This window comes from Halobacillus litoralis (genome assembly GCF_009856355.1).
Classification (GTDB): domain Bacteria; phylum Bacillota; class Bacilli; order Bacillales; family Halobacillaceae; genus Halobacillus; species Halobacillus litoralis_B.
In genome coordinates this window covers 207,685-234,072 of the sequence record NZ_WMEW01000001.1, presented here as the reverse complement: position 1 = coordinate 234,072, position 26,388 = coordinate 207,685, and the positions used below count along the sequence as shown (strand labels likewise).

The following is a 26,388-nucleotide window of genomic DNA, read 5'->3' as shown; positions in this document are numbered from 1 at the left end:
AAAAGGAAATTGAGCCGATATACCTGATATAAAATCATAAGGTGTGTTGCAGTCAGTGAGAATTAATCATAATATAGCGGCTTTACAAGCTCAAAATAAATTAGAGAATAAAAATAACAAATCAATGAACTCCATGGAAAAGTTATCTAGTGGTTTCAGTATAAATCGTGCTTCTGATGATGCAGCTGGACTATCGATCTCGGAAAAGATGAGAGGTCAGATCAGAGGACTGGAGCAGGCCCAAAATAATATCCAGGATGGAATAAACCTGAGTATAATAGCCGATGGCGGGTTGGAGGGAGTACAGCAGCAGCTACATAGAGCAAGAGAGTTAGTTATACAAGCTGGAAATGGTACTTTAACAACGAGTGATAAGCAGGAAATCCAAAAGGAACTGGATCAGATAAAAGAAGGTATTAATGATATAGCTCATGGCACAGACTTTAATGGAATAAACCTGTTAAATGGACAAAAGCCCCATCACTCTTCTGCAAATAATAATCAGCCAACGTACAATTATGAAAATGCATTGTCATTGAATGTAGATCCAGCAGGACAACTGGCATTGAAAACAGGGGAGGGATATCCATCTACGTCCGACGATGATAATAAAATCTTAATCTATGGGGAGGGGAATACGTCTCACCCGGCCGTTCTTATTGATGGTACGGCCCACCGATTAGGGTTGGAAAATGTATCCACGCAAACCATTCATGAGTCTGGTGCATATAAAACGGTCTTTACAGTAGAAAATGTGGAAGTCACGCAGACCGCTCAGATTATAGAAGATAAATTTGAATTTGATTATTCAATGAAAAATCTAGGCAGCGGGGAAAAGGAAATTGGATTTTATTTTCACATCGATACGATGCTGGGAGATGATGATTGGGCACCATTTAAAGTCAATAATGAAGACATCACTGAAGAAGAAGTGTACAACGGAGCTGACCTGCCGGATTCCTTCACCGTTTATAACAACAATGGCTATCAAGATATCAAAGCCCAGGGGATCATTTCAGGTGAGGGTATTAAAGTGCGTCCCGATGAATTTAGGGTTGGGAAATATTCGGATGTAGCTCAACCTATGGCTTGGACAGATACAGATGAAGCGGTAGGAGACAGCGGCTATGCCTTGAAATGGGAAGAAAGAAGTGTCCCAGGAAATGATACGTTTTCTGTAAATACTTTTTATGGAATATCCGTCCCTCCCACTATTGAAGATCCTACAGAAATAGTCGATGAAGGTCCCTATGATATAAAAATACAGGACGGCCCAAACAGCGGCGATCAATTCAGTATTCAACTCTCCGATGTCCGGACAGAAAAGCTGGGTGTGGAGGATATGGCTGTAGATCCTTATGAAGAAATACAAAAAGCTTTGGAACGTCTGGACAGCGCTGCGACTCTAGTTTCATCAGAGCGGAGTAAATATGGCAGTTATCACAACAGGCTGCAGTTCAAACAGAATTATGCTTCTAATTATCATGAAAATCTTACTGCAGCAGAATCCCGTATCCGTGATGCAGATATGGCAAAAGAAATAATGAATCAAACCAAAAACTCTATTCTCAGCCAGACGTCACAAGCCATGCTGGCCCAGGCGAACAATGCGCCTCAAGCTGTATTGCAGTTACTCAAATGATTTTATTTTGGAAGCGTATTATTTTAATTAGATACATAGATACCAGGATGTATACATAAACATAAAGAATCAGCAGTTACAGTAACTGCTGATTCTTTATGTTTATATGTCTTAATTCTCTCAATAAAATTCATTTTTTCTCCACTTCATAAGTTGTTCCTGCCAGTAATGATTAAGCTTCAAGTATTCTTCGGTTTCATTCCCTGCATCAATGGTTTTCCCACTTGGATCGATCCATCGTATCAATAGACCATCACTGAAGTAATAGCGGTCCTCCTCCCCATCTTTTTCGGTGTAGATAAAGAAAAGTTCGCCATTATCCGTATAAAATGATTCTGTGGTGGACCCATCCAACTTCTGTTCAACTAATTTCCTGCGTACCCGGTTTTCATTGATATACTCTGTCACATCAGGAGCAGCGGTTTCTTGAGTGTAAAGGTTCTGGTTTTCATTGATGTGGCTGTATTCAGCTTTAATGGAATTCACTATGGATGGTACATGAAAGCTTTTCGATAACAGCTCTTCCTCTTCTTTGAATACTTTCGTGTGTAACAGTAAAGTAAGGTTTTCTTTGGTATCCCCATAAAGAATAGGAAGGGAGTATCCACAGGAGCCGGAATAGGAAAGCATGTCTGATGGAAACATGGTTTCTGGAACTTGATGATCACAGGTGGTCGAAATAGAAATGGATGTATTGCTTCCTGTGCTTTCTTCTATCTCCTGAGCTATGTAAAAAACTTCTTGAGCCCAGGCTCTTAACACATCGTATTCGCCTGTGTCGTACAATTGATATAAAGTAAATATACCGTTGCTGTCAGGGTTTTTAATCGATAACTCTATCTCTTGCGCTTTCTTGTTCAACGTCCATGTGCCGAGGTGAAAAGGATGGATATCTGCCAGGTTATTTAATTCTTCCTCATAACGAACCAAAGGGTCTTCTTTATTCTCCACGGATTTATCTGTAGTTTCCGGTTCGCTGGTATGTTCAGCTTCACTCTCTTGAGATGCTGGAGGCGCGTCTTCATTTCTCTCTTCTTCAACTTCCAGAACGCTGCCTTTCTCCGGTTTAACTGAAACTTCTTGATCAAGGTTCTTTGCACGTAAGTGGTCCCAACTGTAATAACCGGCAATAAAAATCAGAAGGAATCCGGCCAGGCAAAAAAATAAGGCCGACTTTTTTCTTTTGGAATGGTTTTCTTTTGGTAACTCAGATACAGGTGGGATGGATGAACTGAACTTTTGACCACAATTCTCACAAAAATGAGTGTCTGCTTTTAATTTCATTCCACAGTTTGTACAGAAATCAGACATGCTCTCACCCTTTCGTTTAATGAACGATTCATTTTATGACGAAAGGGATCATTTAAGACTTTATACCTTTTGAATTTGTAATTTTATCCTGTCTATATGATATTCACGCTGAATGCCGGAAATCCGATTCGTGCCACCAAAAAGAGCCTCCATCCATGATAGTGGGTGGAGGGTCTTTGATTTACTGAAGGTCGAGAAAGGCCTGGGTAAAGGATTTATGCTGGTTCCATACCCAGAGCGTATCGGCGGCAACGACGGCGGCTTCCGATTCGTCCCTTACCCCATAATAGTCGGGCAGATCTTTCGGGCGTTTCTTTGGATGAAGAACGAAATCCTTCACATAGGGATTGTGATGATCGGCTTTTTGAAGGAGAGTTTTTGTTCTCCTTGTCAGCCCTTCTGTTAAATAAGCAAGAATGGCTTTATAAAAAAGGAGAAAGGTATCGGATTCCTGTAGGGTATCCAGTAAAGCCCTGGCTTCTGTATAGTATCCATGTTCTAAATACAGCGGAAGCAGCTTATACCGGATTCCTTGGTTGTCCCCCTCATTCAACCGCAGCAGTTCGCGGTAATGAAGGATCCCCCCGTCAAAGTCGTACTCACGGATCAACTGTTCGGCATACGCCGCTTTTGCACGTAAATACGGACGGGCATCAACCTCCATCCAGAGTTCTCCTGTTAAATCTTTCATGATAAAAGGATCCATCGCGTTTTCTCCATTGATCATGGCTTTTGTCAGTATCTTTTTCTTTCTGTGATTATACGGGGAGAATTCTGCGAGAATGATGTAAAGGTCTGGATGGTACGGGTGGATCGCAAACAATTCTACGCATAATTCGATTTTCTCTTGAAAGGACGCCCCGTAAAAACTGGAAAAGAGGTCCCCGAGCATAAAACGCTGGTCCATGGTCAGTTCCGTGCTGAAATTGCCGGGACAGGTCTGCATGTGGAGAACTTGATCCACCAGTTCATCCAACAGCTTAGAGTTCTGGGGCGGTGTCTGGAACCTTCCATCAACGGCCGCCCTCCAGTAGGAAGATATGATATCTCCTGCCGTATCACTGAGCCTGCGGTACGCCTGGGACACTTTGTGGGAGGTGACGCCATACTTGTCTGCACAAGCCTTTTGCGAAATTTTGGGTCCAAGGAACGTTTTTGAAGCGAGGTACTCAAGCCCTGCAGCGAAACCGGCAGGATCCTGGATATCAGGCTGTTTTCTCCGGCCGTATTCCCTCCAAATATGCTTGATGGCCTCCATGTGTTCGTCATAGTCAGTCTGCTTTTGTTTGAATAATGACAATACCGTTTGCTGGGCTTCATTCACAGGGGAAAACTCCTTTAAAATAGGGATTTACATAAAGCTTATCTGGTTGGATGGATAAAGTAAATGCAGCAGCTGATTGTGCGCTACATACAGTTGCGTAAAGGAGTGTTTTTATAAATGTGAACCAGGTACTATGACTTATGAAAGATGGTATTGATTTAGGACTGCGGGAGTTTATGAGATAATTAATTCGGAAATTTATTTCTATCACCTCAGTAAAGGAGTTTTACTATGCCGGAATACGTTGGTTACATCGGTACGTACACCAAACAGGAAAGTAAAGGCGTCTATCAGTTCACCCTGGATACAGACGCTAAGGAGCTGAAAGACGTTCAACTGGCTGCAGAACTGCAGAACCCTACCTACGTCACCGTGAGCGATGATCAAAAGAATCTTTATGCGGTTTCCAAAGACGGGGAAAGCGGCGGCGTCACGTCCTTTTCCATCAATGAAGAAACAGGAGAACTTACGAAATTGAACGTTCAGACAGCTGCGGGCTCTCCGCCGTGCCACGTGAGTGTGGATCATTTAAACAACAATGTTGTGACGGCTAACTACCATACAAAAGAAGTGGTCTCCTACCTGACGAATGAAGATGGATCCCTGAATCCTGCGGTTTCGATCGTGGAACATGAAGGAACGGGCCCTCATGAGCGTCAGGAAAAGCCGCACATGCACTATGCAGGCTTTACCCCTGATGAAAAATACGTGATAGCGATTGACCTTGGCAGCGATCGTGTTATCACTTACGCCGTAGCCAATGGCGAGTTGAGCCAGGTACAGGTGTTCAACACGAAACCGGGTTCCGGCCCTCGCCACATCACCTTCCATCCGAACAAAAAGTATGCCTACGTGATGACGGAGCTCAGCTCAGAAGTGCTTGTGCTTCATTACGATGAGAAGGATGGCAGATTCACCGAGCAGCAGGCCATTGCGGCGATCCCTAAGGACTTTGACCAAACCAATGACGGCAGTGCCATTCATATTTCTTCGGATGGACAGTTTGTTTATGTCGGTAACCGTGGGCACAATTCCATTGCCGTTTACGACGTCGATCAGGATACAGGCAGACTTACTTTTGTAGAGTGGACATCGACAGAAGGGAACTGGCCGCGTGATTTCGTGATGGACCCTTCCGAGGAGTTCTTGATCGCGACGAACCAGAAGTCCAATACAATGACGTTGTTCGAGCGGGACAAATCAACCGGCAGGCTGACGCTTGTTCAATCCGATGTATTCGTACCCGAGCCGGTATGCGTGAAGTTTACAAAGTAAATAGAGGAATAGGAAGAAGAGGGCGTCCCATGGAGGGGTGTCCTCTTCTTTTTTATGGAAAAAGGGACAGTCATACACCCCCGGTCGTTTGAGTATAGTTAATTACTCCCCATTATATGGAACTAAATCAGGTGAAGGGAGGAAGGTACATAGCAGGCGGGGAAACACCTTCAAGTGCGAGGGAGGTCGCTGGATGGAAGTATGTAAACACTGCGGTCATGAGATGGGCGGGGAAGAAACCTTCTGTACCGAATGTGGTGCACCTAAGGATGCTCCGCTGACCCGGTCGGGAGCAAAAGCGCCAAGACCACCGATGCCGCGGAAAAAGAAAATCACGCTGATCTCGATAGGGGCGGTTTTGGTTGTTCTGCTGACCGCTCATTTGATTTTGTCATCGATGCTTGATCCGACGACGAAGATCCGGGCAATGGATCGTGCGGTCACGAATAATGATGCGGGAGCTTTTGTAAGTGAACTGTCTCTTGATAAAAAAGCATGGCTGAATGAGAAGGAATACCTGCAGTACATGAAGGAGAACGACTGGGAGACCATCCGTGAACAGATGCTGGATGCCGTCAGCGGACAACAGCGGTTCGATACCATCATCCGCGATGAATACGGCAGCCCGCTTTTGTCTGTCAAAAAAACAGCCGTAATCCCTGGGATGTACAAGACGTATGAAATTGAAGCGGTTCCGACGGAGATCAGATTCTTAACGAACATGGATGATGCTTCCTTTACAGTCGGCAAGGAAAAAATCACCGTGGAGAATGCTGCCGAGGACGAAGTTAATGCCAAAGCCTACCCTGGTGTGTATAAAGTTGAGGGAGAGGCATCGAACGTATATGGAAAGTTCAAAGACACGTGGGAATACCAGGTGCTGGCGGAAGAATCGGATTACTATATGGAACTATATTTTGCAGGGACTACGTATGATGTCGATACCAACCAGCCGGAAGCGATTCTTTTTGTAAATGGAAAGAGTACGAAGAAGTCACTGGATGAGCTTGGAGTCATCGGGCCTGTGCCGGACGGAAACAAGCTGGTCCTTCATGCGGAATGGACAAACGATAAGAAAGAGGTGGTCAAGTCCGGACAGATCCGTACGGAGGATGGCGACTACTGGGGTGAGCTGAGTTTTTATTTTGAGGAAGAACTGGAGGAACCGGAGGAATCGGTCTTTGAATACGTACCGGAATCGGATGACTCCGAAGCGGCTGAGGCCCATGTTCTCGATTTCCGGGAGGTCTATGAAGAAGCGTTGAATGCGGAGGACTTCTCGATGATTGCTCCTTTCCTCGAGGATGGCAGTCAGGCGTCCGCTGAGTTTAAGGACTATTTGGACGGGATCTCCGGCAAAGGCTTCACCTATGCGTTCACGGAGAATAACATTGTGAAATCTACTGCGTATGGAGTGGATGGCTATGTGGTGACGACGGATGAAGCGTTCATCTTTACCGACTCAGAAGGAGAAAAAACGCATTACGAGCGGACGAAGGATTATACCGTCATCAAAGACGGGGACAGCTGGAAAATCGAAGAGGTAGCCATCAATGAGACCAACCGTTCAGACGGGTGACTTCTAATGAAGGGGATGGGATATTATGCATTGTGCGACATGCGGAAATCCATTGAATGAAGACAGTAAATTCTGCGGAAAATGCGGGGCCTCTGTTCTTGCGGAGCATGCGTCGGCATCGACGGTGGAAGCGGCCGCATTACCTCCGCAGAAGGATTATACAGAAACGGCTAAACAAACAGGCCGTCAGTTTTACCGTTTTGCCCTCCAAGCGCTGCAGGAACCGTTTCGGGCCAGTCAGCGGGCGGATGCTTCCCAGCGGACCAATGGTCTGATTGCTCTGCTGCTGCTCGCTTTTCTCATGCCGTTCTTTTCTTATTTAGCGGCCAGAAACGCGGCGCGCGGCCTGTGGGCGTTCGGGGAGTCTGTACCGGATGTATTCTTTGGTGTGCTCGTCCTTCAGCCTTTCCTTTATCAACTGCTCTTTTTAGCGGTGTTTATCGCAGTCAACCTCGGCGTAGGGAAATGGATGCGGGTGGAAATCACTTACATGAGCGTCCTTGCGAAATATGGATCGCTCGCCATCCTTCCTGTGACCGGACTTCTAGCCGCCAATCTATTCATGCTGCTATCTATGAATACCGTCGGGACGTTTTTCTTTTTTGTGAGTATCGCTTTATATATAACGGCAAGTACAGCTCTTTTATTTTCGATTCAATCGGGTGGAACAGCTAAAGGTCTGGATGTGTTTTACGGCGTCATAATGACGAATGTGGCGATGGCAGTTTTCTTTTTGATTGTGATGATGAGTATGGTTGACCGGATGCTCGGGGAAATTGGTAGTCCGTTTGGTTGGTGAGTGTATAAATTTCTCCTTCCTGGCTTGATAACAAGTCAGGAAGGAGCTAGTTAAGACAAAGTTCAACCTAGAGTGGGATAACACGGTGGTTTCAAAAAACTGGGGGATTACAATTATGATATAAAAAAATCACATTAGTTTAATTGCTTATTTAATTCGATTATGGTGCTAAATAAACTTTCGTATGGCAGGGGCTTGCTAATGTAATACCCTTGTGCGAAATCTCCTTGGAACTTTTCCCAAAGACGATACTCTTCTATACTCTCTATTCCTTCAACAACAACTTCCAGTTCTGCCTTATGAGCAATATTGATCAGATCAGGTGCTATTTCCCTTAATTTTGAATTGCTGGCAATTATAGAAGAAAATACTCTGTCAAATTTAACGGTATTTATTGGAAGATCAATAAAATCTAAGAAAGAAAAGTATCCATTTCCAAAGTCATCTATTGATATATTATATTTTTGCTGTGTTAAATAATGTAAAATTTTTCTAACCTCAGATCTCTTATAGATGTTGATACTCTCAGTCAATTCGAAACAAATATTTTGAGGATCCATTTGGGAATTATTAATGATATTCTCGACATCTAAGATGAATGATTTTTCTAGTAATTGGTTATAGGATAAGTTTATTGAGATTATTAATTCTTTCTCTTTTGAAAATTTGTGACAGACCTCTTTAATCATCCATAAAAGTATTTCATACATTAAACCTTGTTCTTCTGCAAGGTCAATAAATTTACTAGGTGGTACTTGTCCAAGTTGAGGGTGGTTCCATCTAAGGAGGGTTTCAACTCCTTTAATAGTTTTTGCTTGAATGTGGTATTGAGGCTGGTAGTGTAAACAAAATTCATTTTTTTCTAATGCAGATGAAAGGTCTTTCTCAATTATAGAAGTTTCATGTAGTTGCTCTTCTTTGTGTGCTATATGGATGGAGAACTTTCTTGATTTTTTATTTTCTGCTTTGTACATGGCGGACTTTGCTTTATATAAGGGATTTATCTGTTCATTTGATTTATTGGGTAACATGCAACTTCCAACAGAAAATGAAAGGATAATCTCTTGAGAATAGTATAAGAAAGGTGAAGTTAGATGTTCTATTAACTGATCTAATATTTCTTTGAGTTCAGTCTCAGTAATGTCGACGATTAATAATGCATAATCATTTTGTTTAATGTGAATTACAGTGTCAACATCTTGTAAGTTTTCTATGAGTCTTTGATGCACTTGTTTATTTAACCACTTTTTGAGAGCATCCTCTTCATTCATGAAAGCTAGAATATTAGGAGGGAAACTAAATCTTAGATAACAAATTGCTGTTGATATTTCAAATTTTTTATTATTGACTATCGCTAAGTCTATAATTTTATTAATTTCCTTTAATTCTAATTTTAAAGATGACCTAAAATATGTAGTGTTCTTTACATATTTCTCGTTTTTTTTTTAGTTTCTTCAATAAACTCTTGTTCGATTTTTTCTCCACTAAAATTATGTTTCTCAAAAAAATTGAAATCACTTAATATTTCCTTGAAAGTGTTCTCCTTTTGTTTATTATGTTCATTGAAAAAATGTACGTTGAAGTACAATAGATGTCTTTCTCTTTTTGATAATTGAGCATCAATATATTCAATATATTCATTTTGCTCATCTTCTGTAATGACATTAGAGCTTCTTTGTTTATGTATGCATTTGAATACTTGATATAAATTTCTGAAATAATAGTAAAGTTGATCCTCTTCTTTTTGTATTTTATTAAACATTGCTATAAATCTAACGCTATTATCATATTCATCGGAAAATTCATTGTAATAACTAGTTAACTTCTGTTCAAATATACATTTAAAATAATCTCTTCCTTCATACGTTTCGCCTAAATAATTGACTTTTAAACTATCGACAATACCGTTATGTAGAGATATTAAATGGAAAAATTGTGTTTCTACGCGTAGTTTGCTGTCTTGCTTTCTGTTATCTTCTAATTGACTTTTTTGTGTATGGTATGCTTTAAATGCAGCGAAAAAAGCAATTAAGCCCACCAACGAAGTCCCAACTTCATTAACCATAACATTTGAATTACTTTTTAGATTAATATTGAAAAGAAATACATTTAGTATTAAAAATAAAATGAAAACTAACACAAGTATAGTAAACCCAGATAATATGTAGTCATTTGTAATATATTTGTTCATTTTGTCTATGATTTTTTTTATTGTATTCTTAATGATGTTCACTATAATATTCACTCCCCATCTATGTTATACATTTTATTCTTCATTTAATTGCGAAAACCTTCTTAATTAAGAACGATTATGGTATTTTTTTCTATTATTAATTTGGAAAATCCACTGCATTTTGAATCAGAAACTGTGGAGGAAGCCGTGTTTTGCATAAGGGTAATGATTGCAGGGGAAAGCCGGCACGTTCATCTAAGGCATGATAAAGATTGAAGCCGAATACTACATCTTTGTCCATGCGGATAACACCTTTTAAGTAGAGGGCATCTTCTGGATAATCAACATTCTCTAGACCGGCTATTACGATATGGTCCTCGGTTCCAATGACTTTTCTTCAGAAAAGCGAAGGATTCCCTTCAGTTCGTGAAGTCGATGGGAATGATCCTTCAGTTTCACAGGAAGGTATAGAAAAATAGATAGACTGGCGGATGGAACAACTTCAGCGTTCCATCCGCCTGTTTTCTTCTTATCTAATAGGGAGGTTTTTGCTAGCTTGTGAATGTCCTTTTATATACACCGACCGTTACCATAAGTGTAACCACCGTCCAAATCGCAATAATGCCGGCCGGTACCCATGAGATACGCTGACCGAGGTCCTCAATAAACAGCTGGATTTGATAGTTTGGAAGGTACTCAAGAAACGAAAGGAATTCATAACTCGCCATCAACGGTTCAAAAGTAACGTTCATCCCAAACAAAAGTAAAATCGGCATAAGAACGACAGAGGCTTCAATTAACGTACGTGTCAGCAGGCCGATCAGTGTTCCAAGGGTAATGTAGAAAACAAGCAGCAGGAGAAGCATGCCGGTCATCCACACAGGTTCTTGAATGGAATAGCCGACGATCAACAAGCTGACAATCAGTGTGGCAAGCGTCATGACAAACGTGACGAGGCTTTTTCCGGCTAGAATATCCAAGGTGGAAGCGGGCGACATCATTAAACTTCTTAGTGTATTCTTCTCTTTCTCTTCCGCAATCATCGCAGACTGGACAAAGGTCCCGACAGCCGCAAAGCTCAGCGTAATCACTAAGGTGACGCTGGCTGTTGTGACACTTTCCGCCTGACTCATCATGAAAGCCATCATAATCGGAAGAATGATCGTGGAGGATACAAAGAGGTTCCGGTATAATTCCTTCAAATCTTTTTGGAAAATCGCATAAATCCGTTTCATTGAAAATGTCATACAAGATTCCTCCCTGTGACCTCTACGAAAATATCGCCGAGGGTTGGTGTATTCATCTCAATCGTTTCCACTTCGCTGTTCTTCATCCATTGGTAGATTTCCTCTGCGCTTGCGGGCTCGTTCGGAAGCATGATTTCCCGGCCGTCTGTCAGTCCCACCATCAGATGTCCGTCACCGAACTGCTTTCTAAGCTTTTTCGGGCAGTCGAGCAGTTGGATACTTCCTTTATCCAGAAATGCGACGGTGCTGCAGAGCGTTTCCGCTTCATTCATATCGTGCGTCGTTAAGAAAATGGTCGTCCCCCGCTCATTTAAAGTCCGTAGACCGTGATGAATGTGCTGAGCGTTGGCCGGATCAAGAGCTCCTGTCGGCTCATCGAGAAAAAGAAGATCGGGCTGATGCAGAAGAGCGCGGGCGAGCATCGTGCGCTGCTTCATCCCTTTGGACAGCTTCGATACCCGCTTACTTTTTTCTGCTGTCAGATGAACGATTTCAAGGACCTCTTCGACTTGTTTAGAAGGCTGATCGTACAATTCGCAGAAAAGAAGGAGGTTGTCACGAATCGATAAGCGCTCGTATAAACCGCTCGAATCCGACATCACACCGATCCGCTTCAAATAATGGGAATGGTGCATATCTTTGGAAGGTACGCCAAAAACACGGGCTTCGCCGGAAGTCGGGACCTGCTGGCCGGTCAGAATCTCAATGGTTGTCGTTTTTCCAGCTCCGCTTGGTCCGAGAAACCCAAAAATGTCTCCCTTTTTTACTCCGAAAGTTAAATCCCTCAAGGCCTGTTCTTTTCCGAATGTTTTTTGAACATGATTGACTTCAATAATGTGATCCATTTTCATTCCCCCGTTTCGTTTCGTTCTCCTTCAGATTACGGGAGATCAACGAAGCGCACAGCTGTTTTTGCGTAAACGGAGTCAGCTGCCGGCTGAACGGAGCTATTTGAGGCCCAGCAGTTCCTTTAGTTCAGCCATTTTACCTTTGGAAAGCGGGACTTCGGTCTTTTCTGCGTTATCGAGCTGGAGGCTGTAGCTGTTTTTGGTCCACGTGATGACTTTTCGGACCTTCTGAAGGTTCACGATATAAGACCGGTGGCAGCGGAAGAATCCGAACAGCTTCAATCTGGCTTCCAGATCGTTCAGCGTGAACATTCCCTGGAAGGCTTCCCCACGGATATGGACATATGACTGCCCCTGAATGCTTTCGATGTAATCGACTTCAGGCGGGGCAAATAAAATCATGTTTTCCTGCACTTTAGTAGGGATTTTATAGAAGGTGACGGATGCACCATCTGTTTCAGGCTCAGCGGACTCTTCGGGCTCTTTTTCCACTTTATGTATACCATCCTGATGGAGACGGTGGGTGTGATCGCCCATCATAATGGCGCTCTCCAGGTTACTGGTCAAGATCATCACGGTTTTACCTTCTTCTTTCAGTCGTTGTAAGATCTTCATCAAAATCTGTTTCGTTTCAAGGTCTACATTTTGATCGGGTTCCTCCATGAGAAAGAATGGGGGGTCCTGTAAAAGGAGACAGCCCAGCTGTACCCGTTTTTTCTCGGAGAAGGTCAGCTTTTTTACCTGATGGTGCTGAAGGTCTGACAGGCGTGTCCAATCCATGACTGATTCCAAGGAAACGCTGGAGTGATAAAGGTCCCTATGGAAACGGAACAGCTCCTTCACCTTCAAGCGTTCATAAAGAGGGGCATCCAGGCTGAGCAGTCCTAAAGGAATAGGAGAAGGGCGGCCATGGAAGGAAATACAGCCTCCAGATAACGTCTCGTCTCCATTAAGAATATTAATCAGCCAGTGTCGGAGATCTGTATGAACGTAAACAGACACGACCTGTCCTGGTTCAATACGTAAATCAAATGGGGAAAAAATCGTCGTACCACCCCGGCTTTTTTCCGCCTTCGTAATGGTAAGTCCGTCCATAAACAGCGCTCTCCTTTCTATGTAAGCTCTTTATTAGACATGATACAGCATTTGGAAAATTAAAGTAGGAAATTTCCCGGGAAATGATAGAGCTTGTCAAAATAGTGGTTGGTCCTAAGAAGATATAGAAGAGGAAATCCAGTGACAAGGGTCACTGGATTTTTCATGTTGAATGAAATCATTAGTTCAATGAACGAAAACATATCCATGTCACTGTTTCGTATGAGGTCCGTTTGGTCTGCAGGTATAGGGATTGAGGGATATGCTTCTATTCCACAGGTGGGCTTACAACTTGTACCCTTTCCTGCTTTTAAATCGTTTCAAAATAATTGAACTGTCCACACGGGTGATTCCTTCTACGGAGTAGAGTTCATCATTGATAAAAGCTTCCAGCATCTTGAAATCCTCCACAAGCACGTGCATGTGCAGTGTGCTTGGGCCGGTCATTTGGTAGATACTTGCCACACTTGGATTATCTGCCAGATTCTGGGCCACCGCCTGCAGATTCATTGGCTCGACATCAACTTCAAAAAAGGCGGAAATGTTTTGACCGAACCGCTCAGAATTGATGACGGCTGTAAAGTTTTCAATGACGCCTTTATTGATCAGGCTGTTGATACGATCTTTGACGGCGACTCGGGAAATGCCGACTTTTTCAGCTAATTCCACATATGAAATCCGACCGTCTCTTACTAGTTCATCGACAATGATACGATCCGTTTGATCAAACTCGTTACTTTTCATAGCAAACTCCTTCCACCCTCATTATATCAAACCACCAAGATGGAACAAACAGGCAATCATTTACTTTGTGTAAGTAAATATCATATAATTTTATCTTTTTGTAAGCAATTACATGGATTTATCTTTATTTTTGTTTGGAATTGTATTGACATAGGGACATGATTTATCTAGTATATTATTTAATTCTAAATTATTTGAAAAATTAAAAATCCGAGGAGGATGAGGAATGAAAAAAATGATGGGGGCACTTATTCTTGGAAGCAGCTTAGTTTTATCTGCGTGTAGTTCAGCAGGGGGTTCGACGGAAGCAGAAGGAGAAAGCTATCCGGAACAGCCGGTTCAGATTGTTGTTCCATGGGATGCCGGAGGAGATACGGATGCGATTAACCGTGTCATCGCTGAGGAGTTGGAAAAGGAACTGGAACAGGATGTCATTGTTAAAAATATCTCAGGAGGAAGTGGTGTCATCGGAGCGCAGCAGACGCTTGATGCCAAGCCGGATGGTTATACGCTTCTTGCGATTCATGATTCCATGGCGATGTCCGAATTGATGGGGCAGGCAGACTTCGGTTATTTTGACTTCCAGCCTGTATCGCTTATGACATCGACCTATGATCTTGTCGCTACGCACCCGGAAAACCCGTGGGACAATATGGAAGACGTCGTCGCTGATGCAGAAGGAAATCCTGAAAGTATTACATATGCAGCTTCCATCGGTTCTACTTCCCAGCTTGAGCCGGCATTGATCCAAACCGCTGCAGATATTCAGTTCAACATTGTCGGTTATGAAGGGACTGCCAAACGGATGAAGGCGATTGTTGCCAATGATGTGCACCTCGGTAGTGTATCGATTGCCGCTGGTAAGGAATACATGGCTGATGATCGTATGAAACTGCTTGGGTACACAGGAGAAGAACGCAGTGATGAATTCCCGGATGTGCCAACATTGAAAGAACAAGGGATTGACGTTACCTCTGCAGTAAGCCGTGGTATTGCTGCACCGAAAGATACGCCGGAGGCAATTGTAGAGAAGTTGAGTGATGCTCTTCAAAACGTTGCAGAAAGTGAGTCATTCCAGGAAAGAATGGAAGAGCTCGGAAGTGAAGTCTCCTACAAAAATACAGAAGAATACGTTCAGTTCCTGGGAGAAAATGAAGTGGAAATGAAAGAGTCCCTTGAAACAAGCGGGCTGCTTGAATAAGAGGAGGCGTCTGACATGATGACCGTTAAAAGAGATGCCATGAATGCTGTAATCCTCTTAGCCTTTTGCGGACTGGCCTTTTACGGATCCACATTAATTCCGGAAAGAAGCCTCGGCAAAACCGAAGGAGACTTTTTTCCAAATATCATCATTGGTATCCTTGCCGTTCTGAGTCTTCTTTTGCTCGTGAAAAGTGTGTATGCGTATGTAACATCAGAAAAACAGCAGCGAACAGAACCAAAGACAAGCTTGAAAGAGCGGTGGGCGGAAGGGAAGAAAGTGTGGTACACGTTCGCTTTGTTTGGTGCCTACATCTTCATCATGCCATTAGCCGGGTACTTTTTATCTTCGGTTGCGTTTCTGTTCACGCTGTATCTGCTTCTATCATCCAATAGAAAGCGTCTCTGGCTTGTGCTGATCATTTCTATCGTTGTGACGTATGTCTTGAGCTTTATCTTCCAAAAGTTCCTGCTAGTCTTTCTGCCATCAGGAGTTCTTTTTTAAAAAGGGGTTTGAATAATGGATAGTATTTTATTAAGTTTCGAATCCATATTGAATATACAGACGATCCTCATCCTGCTTGCCGGCGTTGTTGCCGGGATCATTGTGGGAAGCATCCCAGGCTTTACCATAACGATGGGGGTAGCCTTGACGCTGCCATTCAGCTTCAGCATGGATCCGGTCAATGGAATTGCGTTGATGATGGGCGTACAGGTGGGGGGAAGCGCTGGAGGTCTTATTACATCCTGCCTGTTCGGGATTCCAGGAACTCCTTCGTCCGTCGCAACAACGTTCGACGGTTATCCGATGGTGAAAAACGGAGAAGCTGGAAAAGCGCTGGCCATTGGGTTGTGGTCATCATTCATCGGTACGATCATCTCCGGTATCATACTTATTTTCACAGCTCCGATTCTAGCAGAATGGGCGCTGGAGTTCGGTCCTTGGGAAATGTTCGCTTTGATGCTGTTTGGCATCAGTGCCATCGCCAGCTTGAGTGATGGTTCCTTAATTAAGGGATTGATTTCCGGGATGCTCGGTATATTGTTCGCCCTGGTCGGTTCCGATCCGCTGACCGCAATTCCACGTTTTACGTTCGGAATGTCTGAACTCATGTCAGGATTCAATTTCCTTCCGGTGCTGATCGGATTGTTTGCCTTTTCCCAGCTGATGAGTGATATCAAAAGACCGCCCGCTCCTGTTCCGTTCAATGAGGCGTCCAACGTCAGCTACCCACTGCCGAAGCTTTTAAAGGATATGTGGTCGTCCGGAACGAATGTGATAAGGTCGAGCTTTATCGGGACACTCGTAGGTATTCTCCCGGCAGCCGGCGGAAGTATTGCGAATATCTTAAGCTATGATATCGCGAAGAAGTTTTCCAGGAAGTCTCACGAATTTGGAAAAGGGACGAAAGAAGGGATCATTGCAGCGGAATCTGCGAATAACTCGTCCATTGGAGGGTCCTTCGTACCAATGCTTGCCTTCGGGATACCCGGCGATGCAGTAACGGCGATGATGCTGGGGGCCCTGCTGATTCACGGCATTCAGCCTGGACCATTGTTGATGGAAAACCAGCCGGTTCTTGTCTATGGAATCTTCATTTCCTTCTTCCTGGCGGCGTTCCTGATGCTGATTGTTCAGAGCCTTGGGATTAAAGTATTTTTGAAGATCAATAACATTCCCCAGCATGTGTTAATTCCAGTGATTCTGCTGCTTTGCGTGCTCGGAAGCTTTGCTGTGAACAATCGTATGTTTGATGTGTGGGTGCTGCTTGCCTTTGGTTTGATCGGGTATTGGATGAAAGCCAATCTATTTCCTCTGGCCCCGTTCATTCTTGGCATCATCCTTGGTCCGATGATTGAAGAAAACCTGCGTCAGGCGATTTCCGTAAGTCCCGATCTGACAACCTTCTTTACCAGACCGATTTCAGCTGTGCTTCTGGTGATGGCCGCCGCGTCCTTAACGTACGGGATCATCAGCAGTATGAAGCAGAACAAACCGAATGAATATGAACAAGAGAATAAGGAGAGTGCTTGATTATGATATCATTGAACCACCATGCCCAGCCCTACCCGGTCTCACGCAAGGCCGTCTACGCCAAAAATGGAATGGTCTCGACCTCCCAGCCGCTGGCGGGGCAGGCGGGCCTCGACATTATGAAAAAAGGAGGCAACGCCATTGATGCGGCGATTGCCACGGCCGCCTGCCTTACCGTTGTCGAACCGACCTCCAACGGCATTGGCGGAGATGCCTTTGCACTTGTTTGGACGAAAGGAAAGCTGCACGGACTGAATGCGAGCGGGCGCTCGCCGCAGTCGATTTCCATTGATCAGGTGAAGGCAGATGGTCATGAGGAAATACCAAAATACGGATGGGTGCCTGTCACTGTGCCGGGAGCGCCGAGTGCCTGGGCGGAACTGAGCGAAACGTTTGGAAAGCTTCCATTAGAAGAGGTGCTTGCACCCGCTGTACAGTATGCTGAAGAAGGCTTCCCAGTTTCACCGACCCTTGCGAAATACTGGAACAAAGCTGTCCAGACGTTTGAAAAGGAACTGGAGGATGATGTATTTTCGGAATGGTTCCATACGTTCACACCAAAAGGACGGGCGCCAAAAGCAGGGGAGATCTGGTCCTCCCACGATCATGCGGAAACACTGCGCTCGATTGGAAAAACAAAGGCGGCCTCTTTTTATGAAGGAGAACTGGCGGAGAAAATCGCTGCTTTTTCAAAGGAGCATGGCGGATACATAACGAAGGAAGATTTAGCTCAGCACCGCTGTGAGTGGGTCGATCCGATCGGCGTGAACTACCGCGGCTATGATGTGTGGGAAATCCCCCCGAACGGCCAGGGGCTGATTGCGCTGCAGGCGTTGAATATTTTGAAGGGCTTTGAGTTTCCGACGAAGGATTCGGTGGATACGTATCATAAGCAGATGGAAGCGATGAAGCTTGCTTTTGCGGATGGACAGAAGCATATTACCGAACCTTCCTATATGAGGCATACGGCAGAAGATCTATTGAATGAATCCTACGGGGAGGAGCGCCGGCAGCTCATCAGAGAAGAAGCACGTCAGCCGGAAGCGGGTGAACCATCTTTGAGCGGGACGGTTTATTTAGCGGCCGCGGACGGAGATGGAAATATGGTTTCCTTCATTCAAAGCAACTACATGGGCTTCGGGTCAGGGCTGGTCGTTCCCGGAACAGGCATCGCCCTGCAGAACCGCGGGCATAACTTTTCCATGGATCCTGACCATGTGAATGCTCTTGAAGGTGGGAAGCGGACGTACCATACGATCATTCCCGGATTTTTAACAAAAGACAACAACCCCGTCGGTCCATTCGGTGTGATGGGTGGCTTCATGCAGCCGCAGGGACACGTGCAGGTCGTCATGAATACCATCGATTTCGGATTGAATCCACAGGCGGCCCTTGATGCGCCGCGCTGGCAGTGGTTGAAGGATAAGCAGGTGGAAGTGGAACAGACCTTCCCCTCCCATATCGCCCAGCAGCTCGTGGATAAAGGCCATGACATTACGGTTCAGGTCGAGCCCAACAGCTTCGGCCGCGGGCAGATGATATGGAGAGATCCGGAAAGCGGCGTCCTCGTCGGAGGAACGGAATCGCGGACCGATGGTGTAACCGCGGGGTGGTAATTAAGAAGAAGGAGTTCTAAATCATGAGAACCTATTGGGATATTTTTATCGCCTTTTTCCGGGTCGGTATGCTCGGTTATGGCGGGGGCCCGGGGTCGATTCCATTGATTCATAAAGAAGTCGTGGACAAATACAAATGGGTAACAGCAGAGGAGTTCGGAGATATCCTGGCGCTCGGCAATACGCTGCCCGGGCCGATTGCTACGAAGCTGGCCGGCTATATCGGACATCAGGTGAAGGGACTGACAGGGATGCTGATCGGTGTCCTGGCGACGATTGTCCCGACGATCCTGCTGATTATTATCCTCTTAACCTCCCTGTCATCCATCAAGCAGTTCGACTGGGTGCAGGGGATGACAGCTGCCGTCATTCCCGTCGTTGGCGTGATGCTGGCGGTGTTGACGTGGCAGTTTTTAGATAAGGCAGGCAAAGGGATGGGGTGGTGGAACACGGTCATCGCTGCGCTCGTGCTCGTTATCTTGATGGAAGTGCTCTCGATCCACCCGGGAATCATTATCGGAGCCCTGTTAGTATTTGCCCTTGTGAAGAAAGATAAGCAGAAAGCGAAGGAGGCGGGAGCTTCATGATGATTTACTGGCAGCTTTTTCTCGCCTTCTTCATTCCCGGCATCCTCGGTTACGGCGGGGGGCCGGCTTCGATTCCGCTTGTGGAAAATGAAGTAGTTCAGAACTATGGGTGGATGGATGTGCAGGAGTTCAGTGAAGTGCTCGCACTCGGGAATTCACTTCCTGGTCCGATTGCTACAAAGATGGCCGGTTATATCGGCTATGAAGTGGCCGGAGTGCCCGGAGCCCTTGTTGCTGTATTTGCTACGGTGGCCCCGTCTTTGATTTTAATGATCATGCTGCTAGGGCTGTTGTTCAAATATAAGGATTCACCGAAAGTGAAGCGGATGACGATGTATGTCCGTCCCGTTATCGCCGTGCTGCTCGGTGTGATGGCGTGGAGCTTTTTCAAGGAATCATTTGAAGGCATCGGCTGGCTGCAGACGGCCATTCTGATCGTGGCCGGCTATGTGCTGATGGAGCGGGTAAAGGTGCACCCCGCTTTCGTGATCGCCGGAGCTTTAGCCTATGGAGGATTTTTCCTTTGAATAGAAATAGAGAGGCCCCTTTTAAGGGGCTTCTTTTCGTGTGCATAAATAAGTTGTCACGATGAGCGTTCGGTGGTGACGCCTGCGGGAACAGCGCGAGCCGAAGATCCACTTGGGAAGTTGATTTTCCTGACCAAGTTAGCTGAGGCCGTGCCCGCGGCAGGCACCCACCAATAAGCGGAATGTGACCCAAACCACAAGGAAGCTCGGGCGCTCGTCCGCGGAAAGGGAAGGGGCTTACGCTCCCGGCGGTAAGAAAGAAAAAAGCTTGTAAAGAAACAGAAGTTTCTCTACAAGCTGATAGGTCCTTCAAAGAAGGAGCTCTTTTTTTATTTTGCAGTTGTTGTCAGTTTAACTTCAATGTTGTTGCGTGTCGCGCGGGAGTACGGGCAGACCTGGTGGGCTTTTTCAACAAGCTCTTCTGCTTCTTCCTGGGAAACGCCTTCGACTTCCACCGCAAGTTCAACAGCAAGACCAAAACCTTCGCCTTCTTTACCGATGCTTACGTTGGCTGTAATTGCAGATGTAATTTTTTTCTTCGACTGAGAGGCCACGAGTTGAAGAGCACTGTCAAAGCATGCAGAGTAACCGGCTGCGAAAAGCTGTTCCGGGTTTGTCGCCCCTTCTTTTCCTGACCCGCCAAGAGCTTTCGGCATGGATAGATCAAGGTTCAGTGTACCATCGCTGGACGTTACCGTACCTTGACGTCCTCCCTGTGCTGTTGCTGCTGCTGTATATAAAGCTTTTTCCATTTTTCTTCACTCCTCATTTAAATTGTGTATAATTAAGTTGTGCACAATTTAATTTATAGCAAAGAGAGCAGCTTGTCAACCAGCGATGCTCAAAACTGGTTTTGTTGAGACAAATGGATGGATTCGCTACACTGAAGATATAAAGGAGAGATCGATATGGCTGAAGAGCATTTGAAATTGGAAAACCAGATTTGTTTTTCCATTTATGCAGCGGCACGGGAAATGACGAAAATGTATAAACCCCTGCTTCAAAAGCTGGATGTCACCTACCCGCAGTATTTGGTGCTGCTTGTGTTATGGGAGGAGGACGGGATCACGGTCAACGAGCTTGGCCGGCGGCTGTATCTGGATTCCGGAACGCTTACACCGATGCTGAAGCGGATGGAAACATCGGGACTGCTTGAACGGAAGCGGTCGCCGGAGGATGAGCGCCGCGTCATCGTAACGTTGACCGAGCAGGGGAGAAACGCTGAAAAGGATGCCAGGGACATCCCGTTTCAGGTCATTGATCACCTCGCTATGGATGAAGCAGAACTGAAGCAGTTCAAGGCGTCGCTCGTGAAGGCTCTTGAACATCTGCATGAAAGAAATGAAAAGTCATAAGAAAATCCCCGCTTTCTTAAAGAAGAGCGGGGTTTTTTTTTTTATACACCGAGGGATAAAACATAAGTCGTTACACAGACCAACATCAGCAGAATGAAGCTGTATTTCAGCGTCATTTTGAATAACGTGGACTCCTGGCCGGTCTGTTTAACTGCTGCTGTCGCAATCGCAATGGACTGCGGAGAGATCAGCTTGGCCATCACGCCGCCTGCCGTATTGGAAGCCAGTAGCAGGGCCGGGTTCGCGGTGATTTGATCAGCCGTGACCGCCTGTAAGTGACCGAACAAGGCATTGTTGCTGACAACAGAACCTGTAATGAAAACGCCGATCCAGCCGAGCACAGGGATGACGAAGGGAAACAGGCTGCCGGTTTTAGCTAAGGCGAGTCCGATGGTGGAGCTCAGCCCGGCAAAATTGGATAAGTTGGCAAAGCCCATGACAAAGCAGATCGTCAGGATGGGAATCCATAATTCCTGGATCGTCATCTTTAAGTTCTTCATCCCTTCCGGAAGGGTGATCGCAGAGCTGAACCATCCAGTCAGAAGAACAGCCACCAGAATTGCTGTGCCGGTCGCAGAAATAAAATCAAGTTTAAAAATAGCATCAAGCGCAGTTGTTTCCGGCGCAATCGGCGGGGCCTTCTGAATCTGCTGGTGCAGATATGGAATCGATACCAGGCGGGTCGTACCAGCAAGCAGACCCCCTTCGTTGAACAAGGCTTTAAAAGCAGGCAGGCTCCAGATCGTAATGACAGCCGTCAAGATGTAGAACGGAGACCATGCTTTGATGATTTCCTTCAGGCTGTACGTTTCGCCGGTCTGCACAGCGGGAGCATCCGCTTCTCTGTGAATCGTTTTTGGCTGCCACTTTCTTAAGAACAGCGCAAGACCAGCCATGCTTAAGAGGGCGGCAAGGATGTTGGCAAGTTCAGGTCCGAGAAAAAGAATCGTAAACAACTGGGTGCCTGTATAAATCCCACTGACGACTAACAGGGCAGGCAGCGTTTCCTTCACACCTTTCCATCCGTTCAGCAAAAAGACGAGCAGAAACGGAATGGCAAAGGAGATGACAGGAAGCAGGTAGGCGAGGGTGCGTGACAAGTCCATCGTTTCCAGGTTTCCCATCTGAGCCCCGACGATGACAGGGATCCCAATCGCTCCGAACGCACCGGAAGCGGCATTGGCAATCAAGCATAACGCAGCAGCCTTCAGCGGGCGGAAGCCAAGTTCCACAAGCAGGGCGGCACTGATGGCAATCGGTACACCGAAGCCGGCAGCCCCTTCAAGAAAAGCGTTGAAGCTGAAGCCGATCAGCAGCAGCTGGAGACGCTGATCCTGGGAGATGTTCGCGATACTGGAGCGGATGACCGTGAACTTCCCAGTATGTACAGCGATTTTATATAACCAGACCGCCATAATGACGATATATCCGATCGGCCAGAGACCATTGGCTATGCCGTGGAGGGCTGCGGCAAGCGCATGGCCCCATGGCATGTCAAACAAGAATACAGCGATTACCAGACTCATGATGAGAGTGAGAAAGGCAGCAAGGATCCCTTTCATACGGAGTCGGGTTAATGCCAAAAAGAAGAAAAAGATGGGGAGAGCGGCTAAAAGCGCGCTCACGCCCAGATTACCAAAAGGATCGTACTGTTGTAACCACATGACAGATCATCTCTTTTCAAAAGCAGTTTAGTTCGTCTGTTTCACATCAAATTGCTCGCTTAGAATATCTTTCAATACGGTGGCACTGTGATTCAGCTTCCTCTGTTCTTCTTCGTTCAGGTTGATCTCCATGACATTGCGGATGCCTGTGCGGTTCAGGACAGCTGGGACACCGATATACACATCATCCACGTTGTACTCTCCGTTCAAATAGGCGCTGACGGTCATGATGCTGTTTTCATTATAGAGAATCGCCTTTGTGATTCGGGTCAGACCCATAGCAATACCGTAGTAGGTGGCTCCTTTTTTCTCAATGATCTGATAGGCCGCATCGCGGACATTCACGAAGATTTCGTCGAGATCTTCTTTTGTATAGTGGTCGTGACGTTCAATTAATTCAAGGACTGGAACACCGCCGATGGTCGCATGGCTCCATACAGGAAGCTCTGTATCGCCGTGCTCCCCGATGATGCTTGCGTGTACGCTGGATGGAGAAACGTCGAAGTACTCTCCAAGCAGGTAGCGGAACCGGCCGGAATCCAGGATCGTTCCACTTCCAATGACTCGTTCTTTAGGGAGGCCGCTGAATTTCCATGTGGCATAGGTGAGCACATCGACCGGGTTGGTGGCCACAAGGAAGATGCCGTCAAATCCGTTAGCCATTACGTCGTCCACGATGGATTTGAAGATGACCAGGTTCTTTTTGACGAGATCGAGACGGGTTTCGCCCGGCTTCTGGTTGGCGCCGGCACAGATGCAGACGATATCAGCATCGCGGCAGTCTTCATACGTCCCATACCAAGTTTTCGTAGGATTCGGGGCAAACACTTTTCCGTGGTTCAAATCCATTGCATCGCCCATGGCTTTGTTTTCGTTCAAATCAATGATCACGAATTCTTCGGCTACCGCCTGGTTCAACATCGCAAAAGCGTAGCTGCTTCCAACGGATCCTGCTCCAATTAAAGCGACACGGTTTACATTTCGTTTTGGCATATGAATTCCTCCCTAAGGATAGTGAACAAGTTATTGTGAATCATTTCACATTTATATTGTGCAATATTTCCAATGCGAAATCAATGGGTTTTGTGAAATAATTCACAATTAACATGTTCCATGTTTAATAAAGCGTTTTCCTGTTCAAAAGTTGGACAAATTTGTGTGGAGTCTTGGAGGGGAAGGGAGGAGATACCCTCCCTGCTTCCTATTATAAATGGAAGCAGGAGGGAAAACTATTGAACGGGTGTAAAATGCGCAGATGTGGTCAGTTCGATTTCGTCGCCTTCCACCGCCTCGAAGACATATTCGCTTTCATAGAAGCTTCCACTTCCAATCATAACGTTCACTTTAGCTCCTCCATTCACAAAGAAATTGCCGTTCCCATTCGGGGTTACTTTGTAGCGGGCGGCAGGAATGTCTTTTCCAACGGTGAAAAATCCGGCGGAGAGTGTTTTCGGTTCTTCCTTCAACTCGATGATTTTACCAGTAACGGTGGCGAGCTCTTCCTTTTTCGTATCTATTTCCTTTAATACCTTATCCAATTCACTGTCCTTGGATTTCTTCGACTCTTCCAGCTTTTTGATATCTGCCTGGAGGGTATCTTTTTCCGCCACCAAAGCTTCGGCTTCACTTCTCTCCTTATCCAGGGCTTTCAGCTGTTCATTTGTTTCCTCTTTTTTCTCATGGAGGCGTTCAAGGTCCTTGTCTAAATCCTTCCCTTCGCTTTGTTTCTGCGTGAGTCTTTTTTCAACTTTTTCTACTTCTGCCTGTATTTCTTCGTACTTCAGCTTTTCTCCATGTAATGAAGTGGTACTCATGTAGGATCCAATCATAAAAGCAGTTAGGATTAGAACCAAAGCAGCAGCGGTGTTGATCCAGAACATCTTCCTTCTATAGAATACCGGTTTTTGATTTTCTGTCATTCCACCATTCCTCCCAGGGTATTGTAAAACCACTATATAGGCGGGAAGAGGGAAATATGACCATCTCCTTCCTGAAATCTGTGCTAGGATGGATAACAAGAAGTACGGCGGAGAGGGGAATAGGCATGCTCATCCCAAGAGAGGTAGCTCAATCGATTGTTCAGGAAACGGAACCGATCATGAACAAAAATATCAACTTCATGGATGAAAAGGCGAAAATCATCGCCAGTCTTGATAAAAAGCGGATCGGTGATTTTCACGAGGGCGCAGCCAAAGTGCTGGAGACCGGGCGCACGTTAATCATATCCTCGGAAGAAACCTATGAAGGAGCAAAAGCCGGCATCAACCTTCCTGTCCGGCTGCATGAACAGATCGTCGGGGTGATTGGGATCACCGGTGAACCGGAGGAATTGAGCCAGCAGGGCGCACTGCTTCAGAAAATGACGGAAATCCTCATTAAGGAAGCGTACCTGGATGAACAGGTGGAGCTTGAGACACAGGCCAGGGAAACGTTTGTGAACGAGTGGATCCGGAATCAGTATCAAGATGAAAAGCTGTTTGCGACAAGGGGATGGATGTTCGGCATCAACATTTATAAACCCCGGGTGGCTGTGCTGCTGGAGCTCAGCGGTTTTCAGGATTACTGGTATGACAAATTGGGATCACCGCTCGGAGATGTCAATGATGAAGTGCAGATGCAGCGGTACCGGAGAAACGTGGAGAAACTGATCCACCGCCACTTCCCAGACTACAATGAACACGTGTTGATTCCGGATGGCAGTTCCCGCTATTTGATTCTGCTGTCTGTGAACGAACATAAAGATCCGCTCTATCAAAAAGAAAGAGTAAGCGCACGGGTACGGGAAATTCAGGAGGCACTGGTGAAGACGTATGAGCAGGAGAGCTCTGCCGGTGTCGGCAGTGTGTGCCGGAACCCCGGTGCTATGTGGAAGTCGGTGGAAGAGGCCGACCGTGCGCTCCGCTATGCCTCTGATCACCATCAACCGCTTTATTTTTATGAAGATTTGGGTGTGGAGTCGCTCATGTATGATGTGCCCGAATCCGTACGACGGGATTTTATTATAAGAAAGCTGCAACCTGAAGACCTCGGGTCCATTCCAGACTGGCAGCATACCCTGGAGACATTTTATCAACAAAAGGGTTCGATTAAAGCGACCTCGGAGGTGCTTCACATTCATAAAAACACGCTTCAGTACCGGTTGAAAAAAATCAAGGACGTGACCGGTTATGACCCCCGTGATATCAATGATTCGACATTACTGCAGATGGCGCTTGCCTTCCATAAAATCACCTGAAGGAAAAGCTTATTGAGCTTTTCTTTTGTTCTTTGTACCAATATTAATCTGTGAAAACGTTTGTATTATTGGACTTTGTAACATGGAAAGCATCCCTCATTTCCCTTATGATAGCGTTAACATCATTTTTTG

24 protein-coding genes are annotated in these 26,388 nt (G+C 45.6%); 12 read left to right on the top strand and 12 right to left on the bottom strand.

The window, feature by feature from the left end; translation table 11 throughout:
* Nucleotides 1-55 precede the first annotated feature (55 nt).
* Nucleotides 56-1,642 carry a flagellin gene (locus GLV97_RS19890; protein ID WP_160888764.1) on the top strand — a complete coding sequence of 529 codons (1,587 nt, stop codon included), beginning with the start codon at nucleotides 56-58 and terminating at the stop codon, nucleotides 1,640-1,642.
* Between the two features lie 120 nt (nucleotides 1,643-1,762).
* Here the strand turns inward: GLV97_RS19890 and GLV97_RS01070 are convergent, their stop codons facing one another.
* Both GLV97_RS01070 and GLV97_RS01065 read right to left on the bottom strand, forming a co-directional pair.
* Nucleotides 1,763-2,953, bottom strand: coding sequence for a zinc-ribbon domain-containing protein (locus GLV97_RS01070; protein WP_160888763.1), 1,191 nt, complete (start codon nucleotides 2,951-2,953; stop codon nucleotides 1,763-1,765).
* A 181-nt stretch (nucleotides 2,954-3,134) separates the two neighbouring features.
* Nucleotides 3,135-4,277 carry a hypothetical protein gene (locus GLV97_RS01065; RefSeq protein WP_160888762.1) on the bottom strand — a complete coding sequence of 381 codons (1,143 nt, stop codon included), beginning with the start codon at nucleotides 4,275-4,277 and terminating at the stop codon, nucleotides 3,135-3,137.
* Between the two features lie 231 nt (nucleotides 4,278-4,508).
* Here GLV97_RS01065 and GLV97_RS01060 point away from each other — a divergent pair, with 231 nt between their 5' ends.
* The 3 genes from GLV97_RS01060 (at nucleotide 4,509) to GLV97_RS01050 (ending at nucleotide 7,930) form a co-directional block, all read left to right on the top strand.
* Nucleotides 4,509-5,552, top strand: a complete 1,044-nt coding sequence (locus tag GLV97_RS01060) for a lactonase family protein (protein ID WP_160888761.1) — start codon at nucleotides 4,509-4,511, stop codon at nucleotides 5,550-5,552.
* 193 nt (nucleotides 5,553-5,745) lie between these two features.
* On the top strand, nucleotides 5,746-7,131 hold the full coding sequence (locus tag GLV97_RS01055; protein ID WP_160888760.1) for a TcaA NTF2-like domain-containing protein: 1,386 nt from the start codon (nucleotides 5,746-5,748) through the stop codon (nucleotides 7,129-7,131).
* 25 nt (nucleotides 7,132-7,156) lie between these two features.
* Nucleotides 7,157-7,930, top strand: coding sequence for a zinc-ribbon domain-containing protein (locus GLV97_RS01050; protein WP_160888759.1), 774 nt, complete (start codon nucleotides 7,157-7,159; stop codon nucleotides 7,928-7,930).
* A 134-nt stretch (nucleotides 7,931-8,064) separates the two neighbouring features.
* Here GLV97_RS01050 and GLV97_RS01045 read toward each other — a convergent pair whose 3' ends face one another.
* From GLV97_RS01045 to GLV97_RS01020, 6 genes are all read right to left on the bottom strand, one after another.
* Nucleotides 8,065-9,201 carry a GGDEF domain-containing phosphodiesterase gene (locus tag GLV97_RS01045; protein WP_160888758.1) on the bottom strand — a complete coding sequence of 379 codons (1,137 nt, stop codon included), beginning with the start codon at nucleotides 9,199-9,201 and terminating at the stop codon, nucleotides 8,065-8,067.
* A 152-nt stretch (nucleotides 9,202-9,353) separates the two neighbouring features.
* On the bottom strand, nucleotides 9,354-10,163 hold the full coding sequence (locus GLV97_RS20245) for a putative phage abortive infection protein (RefSeq protein ID WP_160888757.1): 810 nt from the start codon (nucleotides 10,161-10,163) through the stop codon (nucleotides 9,354-9,356).
* Between the two features lie 491 nt (nucleotides 10,164-10,654).
* Nucleotides 10,655-11,350: an ABC transporter permease gene (locus tag GLV97_RS01035; RefSeq protein WP_160888756.1), complete on the bottom strand. Its 696-nt coding sequence runs from the start codon at nucleotides 11,348-11,350 to the stop codon at nucleotides 10,655-10,657.
* Nucleotides 11,347-12,195 carry an ABC transporter ATP-binding protein gene (locus GLV97_RS01030; RefSeq protein ID WP_160888755.1) on the bottom strand — a complete coding sequence of 283 codons (849 nt, stop codon included), beginning with the start codon at nucleotides 12,193-12,195 and terminating at the stop codon, nucleotides 11,347-11,349. The genes GLV97_RS01035 and GLV97_RS01030 overlap by 4 nt, the downstream gene beginning before the upstream one ends.
* 102 nt (nucleotides 12,196-12,297) lie before the next feature.
* Complete coding sequence (locus GLV97_RS01025) at nucleotides 12,298-13,293, bottom strand: LytTR family transcriptional regulator DNA-binding domain-containing protein (protein WP_160888754.1); 996 nt, start codon at nucleotides 13,291-13,293, stop codon at nucleotides 12,298-12,300.
* Nucleotides 13,294-13,578: 285 nt separating this feature from the next.
* Nucleotides 13,579-14,037, bottom strand: coding sequence for an Lrp/AsnC family transcriptional regulator (locus GLV97_RS01020; RefSeq protein WP_027954902.1), 459 nt, complete (start codon nucleotides 14,035-14,037; stop codon nucleotides 13,579-13,581).
* Between the two features lie 226 nt (nucleotides 14,038-14,263).
* On the opposite strand from GLV97_RS01020, the gene GLV97_RS01015 reads away from it, so the two are divergent.
* The 6 genes from GLV97_RS01015 to GLV97_RS00990 are packed head-to-tail and all read left to right on the top strand — an operon-like array spanning nucleotide 14,264 to nucleotide 20,002.
* Nucleotides 14,264-15,238, top strand: coding sequence for a tripartite tricarboxylate transporter substrate binding protein (locus GLV97_RS01015; protein WP_160888753.1), 975 nt, complete (start codon nucleotides 14,264-14,266; stop codon nucleotides 15,236-15,238).
* Between the two features lie 15 nt (nucleotides 15,239-15,253).
* Complete coding sequence (locus GLV97_RS01010; protein ID WP_160837887.1) at nucleotides 15,254-15,742, top strand: tripartite tricarboxylate transporter TctB family protein; 489 nt, start codon at nucleotides 15,254-15,256, stop codon at nucleotides 15,740-15,742.
* Nucleotides 15,743-15,757: 15 nt separating this feature from the next.
* Nucleotides 15,758-17,272 (top strand): tripartite tricarboxylate transporter permease, encoded by a 1,515-nt coding sequence (locus GLV97_RS01005; RefSeq protein ID WP_160841805.1) that lies wholly within the window; start codon nucleotides 15,758-15,760, stop codon nucleotides 17,270-17,272.
* 2 nt (nucleotides 17,273-17,274) lie between these two features.
* Nucleotides 17,275-18,888 carry a gamma-glutamyltransferase gene (gene ggt / locus GLV97_RS01000; protein ID WP_160888752.1) on the top strand — a complete coding sequence of 538 codons (1,614 nt, stop codon included), beginning with the start codon at nucleotides 17,275-17,277 and terminating at the stop codon, nucleotides 18,886-18,888.
* A gap of 23 nt (nucleotides 18,889-18,911) precedes the next feature.
* Nucleotides 18,912-19,475 (top strand): chromate transporter, encoded by a 564-nt coding sequence (locus tag GLV97_RS00995; RefSeq protein WP_160888751.1) that lies wholly within the window; start codon nucleotides 18,912-18,914, stop codon nucleotides 19,473-19,475.
* Complete coding sequence (locus GLV97_RS00990; protein WP_160889050.1) at nucleotides 19,475-20,002, top strand: chromate transporter; 528 nt, start codon at nucleotides 19,475-19,477, stop codon at nucleotides 20,000-20,002. The genes GLV97_RS00995 and GLV97_RS00990 overlap by 1 nt, the downstream gene beginning before the upstream one ends.
* Nucleotides 20,003-20,331: 329 nt before the next feature.
* On the opposite strand, the gene GLV97_RS00985 is transcribed toward GLV97_RS00990, so the two are convergent.
* Nucleotides 20,332-20,754, bottom strand: a complete 423-nt coding sequence (locus GLV97_RS00985) for an organic hydroperoxide resistance protein (RefSeq protein WP_160888750.1) — start codon at nucleotides 20,752-20,754, stop codon at nucleotides 20,332-20,334.
* A 156-nt stretch (nucleotides 20,755-20,910) separates the two neighbouring features.
* Here GLV97_RS00985 and GLV97_RS00980 point away from each other — a divergent pair, with 156 nt between their 5' ends.
* Nucleotides 20,911-21,357, top strand: a complete 447-nt coding sequence (locus GLV97_RS00980; protein ID WP_160888749.1) for a MarR family winged helix-turn-helix transcriptional regulator — start codon at nucleotides 20,911-20,913, stop codon at nucleotides 21,355-21,357.
* Between the two features lie 41 nt (nucleotides 21,358-21,398).
* Here GLV97_RS00980 and GLV97_RS00975 read toward each other — a convergent pair whose 3' ends face one another.
* The 3 genes from GLV97_RS00975 to GLV97_RS00965 all read right to left on the bottom strand — a co-directional run bounded on the left by GLV97_RS00975 (nucleotide 21,399) and on the right by GLV97_RS00965 (nucleotide 24,940).
* A complete protein-coding gene (locus tag GLV97_RS00975; protein WP_160888748.1) occupies nucleotides 21,399-23,021 on the bottom strand; it encodes an L-lactate permease in 1,623 nt (540 codons plus the stop codon).
* Between the two features lie 27 nt (nucleotides 23,022-23,048).
* Nucleotides 23,049-24,014 (bottom strand): L-lactate dehydrogenase, encoded by a 966-nt coding sequence (locus GLV97_RS00970; RefSeq protein WP_160888747.1) that lies wholly within the window; start codon nucleotides 24,012-24,014, stop codon nucleotides 23,049-23,051.
* A 236-nt stretch (nucleotides 24,015-24,250) separates the two neighbouring features.
* Nucleotides 24,251-24,940 (bottom strand): hypothetical protein, encoded by a 690-nt coding sequence (locus GLV97_RS00965; protein WP_160888746.1) that lies wholly within the window; start codon nucleotides 24,938-24,940, stop codon nucleotides 24,251-24,253.
* 125 nt (nucleotides 24,941-25,065) lie between these two features.
* Between GLV97_RS00965 and GLV97_RS00960 the strand changes: the two genes are divergently transcribed.
* Complete coding sequence (locus GLV97_RS00960) at nucleotides 25,066-26,256, top strand: CdaR family transcriptional regulator (RefSeq protein WP_160888745.1); 1,191 nt, start codon at nucleotides 25,066-25,068, stop codon at nucleotides 26,254-26,256.
* Nucleotides 26,257-26,388: the final 132 nt, after the last annotated feature.

Excerpts from the sequence above, each read along its gene's own strand:
- GLV97_RS01045 (WP_160888758.1), bottom strand. The coding sequence starts at position 9,201 with ATGAATGAAGAGGATGCTCTCAAAAAGTGGTTAAATAAACAAGTGCAT.
- ggt (WP_160888752.1), top strand. The coding sequence starts at position 17,275 with ATGATATCATTGAACCACCATGCCCAGCCCTACCCGGTCTCACGCAAG.
- GLV97_RS01005 (WP_160841805.1), top strand. The coding sequence starts at position 15,758 with ATGGATAGTATTTTATTAAGTTTCGAATCCATATTGAATATACAGACG.
- GLV97_RS01055 (WP_160888760.1), top strand. The coding sequence starts at position 5,746 with ATGGAAGTATGTAAACACTGCGGTCATGAGATGGGCGGGGAAGAAACC.
- GLV97_RS01010 (WP_160837887.1), top strand. The coding sequence starts at position 15,254 with ATGATGACCGTTAAAAGAGATGCCATGAATGCTGTAATCCTCTTAGCC.
- GLV97_RS01035 (WP_160888756.1), bottom strand. The coding sequence starts at position 11,350 with ATGACATTTTCAATGAAACGGATTTATGCGATTTTCCAAAAAGATTTG.
- GLV97_RS00960 (WP_160888745.1), top strand. The coding sequence starts at position 25,066 with ATGCTCATCCCAAGAGAGGTAGCTCAATCGATTGTTCAGGAAACGGAA.
- GLV97_RS01020 (WP_027954902.1), bottom strand. The coding sequence starts at position 14,037 with ATGAAAAGTAACGAGTTTGATCAAACGGATCGTATCATTGTCGATGAA.
- GLV97_RS00990 (WP_160889050.1), top strand. The coding sequence starts at position 19,475 with ATGATTTACTGGCAGCTTTTTCTCGCCTTCTTCATTCCCGGCATCCTC.
- GLV97_RS00965 (WP_160888746.1), bottom strand. The coding sequence starts at position 24,940 with ATGACAGAAAATCAAAAACCGGTATTCTATAGAAGGAAGATGTTCTGG.
- GLV97_RS00970 (WP_160888747.1), bottom strand. The coding sequence starts at position 24,014 with ATGCCAAAACGAAATGTAAACCGTGTCGCTTTAATTGGAGCAGGATCC.
- GLV97_RS01030 (WP_160888755.1), bottom strand. The coding sequence starts at position 12,195 with ATGGATCACATTATTGAAGTCAATCATGTTCAAAAAACATTCGGAAAA.
- GLV97_RS00975 (WP_160888748.1), bottom strand. The coding sequence starts at position 23,021 with ATGTGGTTACAACAGTACGATCCTTTTGGTAATCTGGGCGTGAGCGCG.
- GLV97_RS00985 (WP_160888750.1), bottom strand. The coding sequence starts at position 20,754 with ATGGAAAAAGCTTTATATACAGCAGCAGCAACAGCACAGGGAGGACGT.
- GLV97_RS01015 (WP_160888753.1), top strand. The coding sequence starts at position 14,264 with ATGAAAAAAATGATGGGGGCACTTATTCTTGGAAGCAGCTTAGTTTTA.
- GLV97_RS01050 (WP_160888759.1), top strand. The coding sequence starts at position 7,157 with ATGCATTGTGCGACATGCGGAAATCCATTGAATGAAGACAGTAAATTC.
- GLV97_RS01060 (WP_160888761.1), top strand. The coding sequence starts at position 4,509 with ATGCCGGAATACGTTGGTTACATCGGTACGTACACCAAACAGGAAAGT.
- GLV97_RS01070 (WP_160888763.1), bottom strand. The coding sequence starts at position 2,953 with ATGTCTGATTTCTGTACAAACTGTGGAATGAAATTAAAAGCAGACACT.
- GLV97_RS01025 (WP_160888754.1), bottom strand. The coding sequence starts at position 13,293 with ATGGACGGACTTACCATTACGAAGGCGGAAAAAAGCCGGGGTGGTACG.
- GLV97_RS00980 (WP_160888749.1), top strand. The coding sequence starts at position 20,911 with ATGGCTGAAGAGCATTTGAAATTGGAAAACCAGATTTGTTTTTCCATT.
- GLV97_RS00995 (WP_160888751.1), top strand. The coding sequence starts at position 18,912 with ATGAGAACCTATTGGGATATTTTTATCGCCTTTTTCCGGGTCGGTATG.